We start from the raw sequence: 7,738 nt of genomic DNA, 5'->3' as shown, positions 1-7,738 counted from the left end.
GCATTGCTGTTGCCGGTGAAGGAAACAGTCAGGCCTTCGCGTGGGGTTTCTTCGTCCGTAGCGGTGAAGCGGCCAGCAACGGTGCCCGCCGTAGCGGAGTTCTCATCGATGGTTTCTGGCGCGACGCTGATCACTGGCACGTCATTGTGAAGAGTAACGGTCGGTTGACCGGTGCCGTTGGAATTCAGGCCTTCAGGATCAGTGACGGTCAAATCGATCTTCGGCAGTTGATTGCCAGCGTTAACGAAGTCAGCGCCCTTCTGAGTCAGCACGACGTTGTTATCGACGATGGCGTAGTAGCCGTCGGCATTGCTGCTGCCCGTAAAGGAAACAGTCAAACCTTCGCGTGGGGTTTCTTCGTCGGTCGCAATGAAGCGGCCAGCGACGGTGCCCGCTGTGGCGGAGTTCTCATCAATGGTTTCTGGGGAAACGCTGATGACCGGCACATCGTTGTGCAGAGTAACGATCGGCTGGCCAGTGCCGTTGGAGTTCAGACCTTCAGGGTCAGTGACGGTCAGGTCAATCTTCGGCAGTTGATTGCCGGCGTTAACAAAATCCGCGCCCTTCTGAGTCAGCACGACGTTGTTATCAACGATGGCGTAGTAGCCATCCGCGTTGCTGTTACCCGTGAAGGAAACAGTCAACCCTTCGCGTGGTGTTTCTGCATCGGTCGCGGTGAAAGTACCAGCGACGGTACCCGCTGTAGCGGCGTTCTCATCGAGGGTTTGCGGCGCAATACTGATGACGGGCGCGTCGTTGACCGGTGTAATCGTCACCGTCAACGTGCTGCTCGAGCCGGTATTGGTGGTGTAGCCAATCTGCGGCACTTCGCCGCTGTAATCCTTGACCGGCGTAAACGCATACGCACCATCGGCACCAATCGTGATGCTGCCCACGCCTGCAATGATGGCGGTCTGGCCCGCGTTGTAGGTGGTACCCGCCACGTTGAAGGTCGCGACAGTCAACACGTTATCAATGTCGCTGTCATTGCTCAGCACGTTGCCGGTAGCGACGTTATCTTCGACGATCGTGTTGGTATCGGCAACCAAGACGCTGGGATCATCCACAGCAACAACAGTGGAAGTGGCCGGCGCAGGATTGATCGCCAGGTTCTCGTAATTACCACCGGTGGCACTCGTAATGGTGGCGCTGACGGTAAGGTCTTTGCCATCCGCCAGGTTGGCAGGTGTGTCGACACTGACCGTACCGGTGGTTTTACCGGCTTCGATGGTAATGGTCTGGTCGTTGGACAGCTTGATGACAACGTCGGTCTGCGCCGCGTTGGTCACCGTCGCGGTGTAGACGATCTTGCCGCCCTCATCCACCGATGCAGTCGCAGTCAGGGTGACGGTGGTGGTGTCGATGGTGTCGTTGATCTGCGTCACCGCCGGCGTCGGGTCGGTGGTGATGATCAGGTTGCCGCCGCCGGAGGTACCGGCGATGGTCGCGGAAATCGACGAAGCATCCAGGTAAGGCGTGTCATTACCGGCAAACGTGACGTTCAGCACACCCGAGGTCTGGCCGGCGGCGATCACGACAGCGAGGCCGTTGGACAAGGTCACGGTGAGGTCGCTGGTCGGCGCCTGGGTGATAAACACCGTATAGGCCACAACACCACCGGCTTCGGTGATGGTTGGCGTGGCAGTCAGGGTGATGGTGACGTTGCGTGGGTCGACGCCATTATTGTCGGCGCCAGTGAGAACAGTGTTCACCGCATCAGCGGCATTCAAGCCGGTCGTCGGGTAGCCGATGGTGGGGTCAACCACGCCAGCCGTGGCGTCCAGCACAACAAAGCTGTGACCGCCGCCTACGGAACCGCCGTCTGAACCAGCAGCGGTTTGGCCGGCGGCAGTGGCTTCGAGGTCTTGGGTCGGGTCGGCGCCGGCAGCGATGGCTTGCTGGAGTTCAGCAACAGACGGTGCGGCTTGAGCAGTGGCGGCGCTGAGGTCGGTCACCGAGTCAGGAGCGTTCGCGCTCCACTGACTGTCACGGCCCAGATCGAGAATACGGCCGTCGGCCAGTTCCAGAGACACGGCGCCTGCCGGGCCGGTGTCGATCTGCTCCCCAGCGAACAAGCGATCCCCTTCTACAAGCAGACGACGAATCCCTTCAGGGGAAACCGCAAACACCTGACCGACAATGCTTTTGACGACCGCAACGCTGCTCATAAAAAAGACTCTCCGTGTATTACCGTTCAATGGTATCCATCATGGAGACCGGCTTCTTTCTCTTTGCCGATCGATAGCTGGAGTACTTACATTTTGCGTGGTTATTTTGGCGTCAATAATTTGTTGTTTGGTTCATCAAATTACTTTTCCGTCAAGGTATTGACCTATTGGGCGTCATCCTAAACAATCCGCCCAGTAATGTCACATTGATATTTAAGCGGCCTCGCGACTTTCTGTTTACGCCCTTCGGCACCCAAGAAAAACGGGCGTTTCGAGTTGCCACTCCAATGCAATATTCCAATTTTGTTGCGGTTTTTCAGGCAACCAATCCCCGGGGAAACACCAAAATGCGTTTGCAACTTTTTAAAGCTATGCCTTTTGCTTTAGCCGCCAGTTTCGTTCAGGCGCAGACCCTGCCCGAGGCAATGCAAAGCGCTGTGGAAAACCACCCGGAGATCCAGGCAGCTATCAATGCGCGCATCGCCGCTGACTACCAGGTCAGAGAGGCCCAGGGCGGTTATCTGCCTAAAGTCGACGTGTTGGGCGGTTATGGCCGTGAAAGCTCCGACAACACCTCGACCCGCGCCGCCAGCAACAGCCATGATTGGAAAACCCTGAACCGCGGCGAATCGACCATCCGCCTGCAACAAAATTTGTTCCAGGGCTTTGGCACCATTAATGAAGTCGGCCGCCAACAAGCCACCGCCAACTCCCGTGGGTATGCGCTGCTCAATACGTCCGAGCGCACCGCACTGACGGTCGCCCAGGTTTATCTGGATGTCCTGACCCGTCGCGAGATGGTGCAATTGGCAGAAGACAACCTGAAAAGCCACGAACGCATTTTTGACCAGATCAAACTGCGTACCAGCCGCGGCGTGGGCAGGATGGCGGACATGGACCAGGCCGAAGCCCGCCTGGCTCAGGCGCAAAACAACCTGATCACCGAGCAGACCAACCTGGCGGACGCAAACACCAATTTCCTGAGCGTGGTCGGCAAAGAGCCGGACCAGTTGGAAAGGCCGATGGGTATTGTGACCGCCCTGCCGGCCAGCCTGGATCAGGCACGCCGTGAGATGATCGCGGACAGCCCGGTGTTGCGTTCTGCCGAGTCAGACATCGCGGCTGCCGAAAAGCAGTACGAAGCCGCCAAGTCGACCTTCTACCCGCGCTTCGATGCGGTGCTGCAACGCTCGGCCAACAACAACATCGGCGGTGAAGAAGGCCATGACAATGGCTACTCCGCCATGCTGAACATGCAGTTCAACCTCTACAACGGCGGCAGCGACAAGGCCAGCCTGCAGTCCAAGGCCTCCCAGGCCACTCAGGCGCTGGATATTCGCAACAACGCCCTGCGTCAGTTGAACGAAGAACTCGGCCTGGCGTGGAACGCCTACAACAATGCCAGCCAGCAGGTGCCGATCGCGCAACAGTACGTCGACCGCAGCACCAAAGTGCGCACCTCTTACCAGCAGCAGTTCAGCCTGGGTGAGCGTACACTGCTCGACTTGCTCGACAGCGAAAACGAACTGTTCACCGCTCAGCAGCGTTTGGCACAGATCAAGAGCCTCTATATCTACACCCAGTATCGAATCAAGGCCGACATGGGCCAACTGCTGAGAAGTCAGGGTGTGGTTGCCCCGATGGCATCAGTTGTGCAGAACGATATTAAACCGTCGGTAAACCTGCCAGGGATGAACTGATTCTTGACGGCGTTGGACCACACAACCGTTTAAGAGAGAGTCAGCTTGGATTCTGAAATAGGTTTGGCGCAACTCAACCATGACCCGCGCACTCAGCATGACGACCCGTTGCTGGATGGGTTGTTGGCTCTCTGCTCACTGCATTACAAGCCTGCCAGCCGGGCCATGCTGACCACCGGCCTGCCCTTGGCCGGGCAGCGCCTGAGCCCCGACCTGCTGCCGCGTGCAGCTGCACGGGCAGGTTTGCAGGGGCGTTTGCTGCAGCGCAAGCTGGAGCAGATCCCGTCCATCGCATTACCGGCCTTGCTGCTGTTAAAGGAAGGGCGCAGTGCGGTGCTGTTGGGATGGGAAGGCGATACCGCCCGCCTGTTGCTCAGCGAAAGTGACGGCGGCGAAGTCCAGGTCACCCGTGAGGTGTTGAGCCAGGATTACAGCGGCCGGGTGTTCTTCGCCCAACCGCAGCATAAATTTGATATCACCAGCGGCACGCTGATCCCGCGCGCACGCTCGTGGTTCAAGGACACGCTCAAACGTTCGCGCTGGCTCTACGCCGACGCCATCGCCGCGAGCCTGGTGATCAACCTGATCGCCCTGGCCGCACCGCTGTTTGTGATGAACGTGTACGACCGCGTGGTGCCGAACCAGGCCACCGCCACCCTGTGGGTGCTGGCTATCGGTATTTGCGGCGCCTACCTGTTCGACTTGTTGCTCAAGAGCATGCGCAGCCTGTGCCTGGACCTTGCGGGCAAGAAAACCGACCTGATCATTTCCGCGACGCTGTTCGAGCGCATCGTGGGCATGTCGATGAAAATGCGCCCGGCGCGCGTCGGCAGCTACGCCTCCAACATCCACGAGTTTCAGGGGATGCGCGACTTCCTCACCTCCCTGACCCTCACCAGCCTGATCGATTTGCCTTTTACCCTGATCATCCTCGCGGTGATCGCGCTGCTGGGCGGCCACCTGGTGTGGATTCCCATCGTCGCCTTCCCGCTGGCCCTGGGTATCGGCCATTTCCTGCAAAAACCCCTGACCGCGACACTCGAGCGCACCATGGCCCTGGGTGCCGAACGGCAGTCGAGCCTGATCGAAACCCTCGCCGGGCTGGATGCGGTAAAGGTCAACAACGCCGAAAGCGAACGTCAATACCAGTGGGAACAGACCATTGGCACCCTCAGCCGCCTGGAACTGCGGGTCAAGGTCTTGTCCGGCCTGGCGATGAACATCACATTGCTGATCCAGCAAGTGGCGGGCGTGGCGATGATCATCTTCGGTGTGTACCAGATCATCGACGGCACCCTCAGCATGGGTGGCCTGGTGGCGTGCTACATGCTCAGCGGCCGCGCGCTTGGCCCGTTGGCCCAGCTGTCGGGCCTGCTCACCCGCTACCAGCAAGCCAAGGTGACGATGGTCTCGGTGGACCAGATGATGGAGCTCCCCCAGGAACGCAACTTCGACGAGCGCCCGCTCAGCCGCAAATCGCTGCAAGGTGCGATGACGTTCCGCGAGGTTGACTTCACCTACCCGAACCAGCAAACCCTGGCCCTGCGCGGCATCAACCTGAATGTTCGTCCCGGCGAGAAAATCGGCATCATCGGCCGCAGCGGCTCGGGCAAAAGCTCACTGGCCAAGCTGCTGGTCGGCCTGTACCAGCCGGACTCCGGCTCGTTGCTGGTGGATGGCGTGGACATCCGCCAGATCGACGTCAGCGAATTGCGCCACAACATCGGCTACGTTGCCCAGGACATCCAACTGCTGGCCGGCACCTTGCGTGACAACCTGGTCTCAGGGGCGCGCTACGTGGACGATGAGATGGTGCTGCAAGCCGCAGAACTCGCCGGCGTGCATGAATTCGCCAGGCTGCACCCGCAAGGTTACGAACTTCAAGTGGGCGAGCGCGGGCAAAACCTCTCCGGCGGCCAGCGCCAGAACGTCGCCCTGGCGCGTGCGCTGTTGCTGAACCCGCCGATTCTGCTGCTGGACGAACCCACCAGCGCCATGGACAACACCGGTGAAGAGCGCTTGAAACAGCGCCTGCAGTCGGTTATCGAAAACAAGACGGTGATTCTCGTCACCCACCGCGCTTCGCTGTTGAGCCTGGTCGACCGCCTGTTGGTGATCGACCGTGGCCAGATCCTCGCAGACGGTCCAAAGGCGGCCGTTATGGAAGCGCTGAAAAAGGGGCAGATCAGTGTTGCTTAAGTCCGGCGCAGGCCGTTTGAAGGACGTCATCTTCCGCTATTTCAAGGGCCGCGATTCCCTAGATGACCAGCCACTGCCCGAGGTCGAAAAGGCCCTGATCGACGACGCACCCCGCATCGTGCGCCTGACCATCTGGGGCGTGATCGGCTTCTTCGTGTTCCTCCTGCTCTGGGCCCACTTCGCGATCATCGACGAAGTGACCAAGGGCGAAGGCAAGGCGATCCCCTCGTCGCGCATCCAGAAGATCCAGAACCTGGAAGGCGGCATCGTCGCGCAGATCTACGTGCATGAAGGGCAGATCGTCGAAGCCGGCGCGCCGCTGGTGCGCCTGGACGATACGCGATTTGCCTCCAACGTCGGCGAAACCGAAGCCGACCGCGTGGCCATGGAACTGCGCGTGGAACGCCTCAGCGCCGAGGTCGACAATCGACCGCTGAACATCACCGATGCCGCACGTAAAGCCGTGCCCAACCAGGCCTCGAACGAAGAGTCGCTGTACCTCAGCCGCCGCCAGCAGCTGGCAGACGAAATTGGCGGGCTGCAACAGCAGCTGCTGCAACGCCAGCAGGAGCTACGTGAGTTCAGCTCCAAGCAGGACCAATACCGCAATAGCCTGAACCTGCTGCGCCAGGAAATCGGCATGTCCGAACCACTGGTACAGCAAGGCGCGATCTCGCCGGTAGAAGTGCTGCGCCTCAAACGCTCCGAGGTCGAAACCCGCGGCATGCTCGACGGCACAACCCTGGCCATCCCCCGCGCCCAGGCCGCCATCAACGAAGTGCAGCGCAAAATCGACGAGACCCGCGGCAAGTTTCGCAGCGAAGCCCTGGCTCAACTGAACGAAGCCCGCACCAACCTGAGCAAGGCCCAGGCCACCTCCAAAGGCTTGGAAGACCGCGTCAGCCGCACCATGGTCACCTCGCCCGTGCGCGGCATCGTCAAGCAGATGCTGGTCAACACCGTCGGCGGCGTGATCCAGCCCGGCAGCGACATGGCCGAAGTGGTGCCACTGGACGACACCCTGCTGGTGGAAGCGAAGATCCGCCCACAAGACATCGCCTTCCTGCACCCCGGCCAGGAAGCCATGATCAAATTCACCGCCTACGACTACACCATCTACGGTGGCCTCAAAGGCAAACTCGAGACAATCGGTGCCGACACCGTGATGGACGAAGAAAAGAAAAACACCTTCTACGTCATCAAGTTGCGCACCGACCGCAGCCACCTGGGCACCGATGAGAAACCGTTGCTGATCATCCCGGGCATGGTTGCCTCCGTGGACATCATCACGGGCAAGAAAAGCATCCTGAGCTACCTGCTCAAGCCGATCATCAAATCCCGCGCAGAGGCGATGCACGAGCGTTGATTTTTTGCTGGCGGCACGGAGAAATGCGGGGAGATGTGCGAAAACTTGGGTTTTCGCAAAAATAGTCAGATTTCAGGGGTTTACAGAACCTTGGCAGTCGCTATAATCGTCGCCCTAACACGCCGGTATAGCTCAGTTGGTAGAGCAACTGACTTGTAATCAGTAGGTCCCGGGTTCGACTCCTGGTGCCGGCACCATACAAAACAAAGCCCTCACAGAAATGTGAGGGCTTTGTTGTTTCTGGGTTAATACAACCCAGTCGCTCGCCTGTAAATCCTTCCCCAAACCGACAAACCGTTATTGGC

At 59.4% G+C, this 7,738-nt stretch carries 4 protein-coding genes and 1 tRNA gene; 4 read left to right on the top strand and 1 reads right to left on the bottom strand.

The features are described from left to right. Window positions 1-2,168: retention module-containing protein (locus tag AC07OT_RS23530; RefSeq protein WP_495109163.1), on the bottom strand; the 2,168-nt coding region annotated here is incomplete at its 3' end. 347 nt (window positions 2,169-2,515) lie between these two features. On the opposite strand from AC07OT_RS23530, the gene AC07OT_RS23525 reads away from it, so the two are divergent. The 4 genes from AC07OT_RS23525 to AC07OT_RS23510 all read left to right on the top strand — a co-directional run bounded on the left by AC07OT_RS23525 (window position 2,516) and on the right by AC07OT_RS23510 (window position 7,630). Then, complete coding sequence (locus AC07OT_RS23525; protein WP_495109162.1) at window positions 2,516-3,868, top strand: TolC family outer membrane protein; 1,353 nt, start codon at window positions 2,516-2,518, stop codon at window positions 3,866-3,868. A gap of 45 nt (window positions 3,869-3,913) precedes the next feature. Then, window positions 3,914-6,067 carry a type I secretion system permease/ATPase gene (locus tag AC07OT_RS23520; RefSeq protein ID WP_065941139.1) on the top strand — a complete coding sequence of 718 codons (2,154 nt, stop codon included), beginning with the start codon at window positions 3,914-3,916 and terminating at the stop codon, window positions 6,065-6,067. Further along, on the top strand, window positions 6,057-7,433 hold the full coding sequence (locus AC07OT_RS23515; protein WP_495102929.1) for an HlyD family type I secretion periplasmic adaptor subunit: 1,377 nt from the start codon (window positions 6,057-6,059) through the stop codon (window positions 7,431-7,433). Before AC07OT_RS23520 ends, AC07OT_RS23515 begins: the two co-directional genes overlap by 11 nt. A 121-nt stretch (window positions 7,434-7,554) precedes the next feature. Next, a tRNA-Thr gene (locus AC07OT_RS23510) sits at window positions 7,555-7,630 on the top strand. Window positions 7,631-7,738 lie beyond the last annotated feature (108 nt).

Source organism: Pseudomonas sp. GW821-FHT09C10 (genome assembly GCF_059418085.1).
This window is presented reverse-complemented; position numbering and strand designations above follow the sequence as displayed.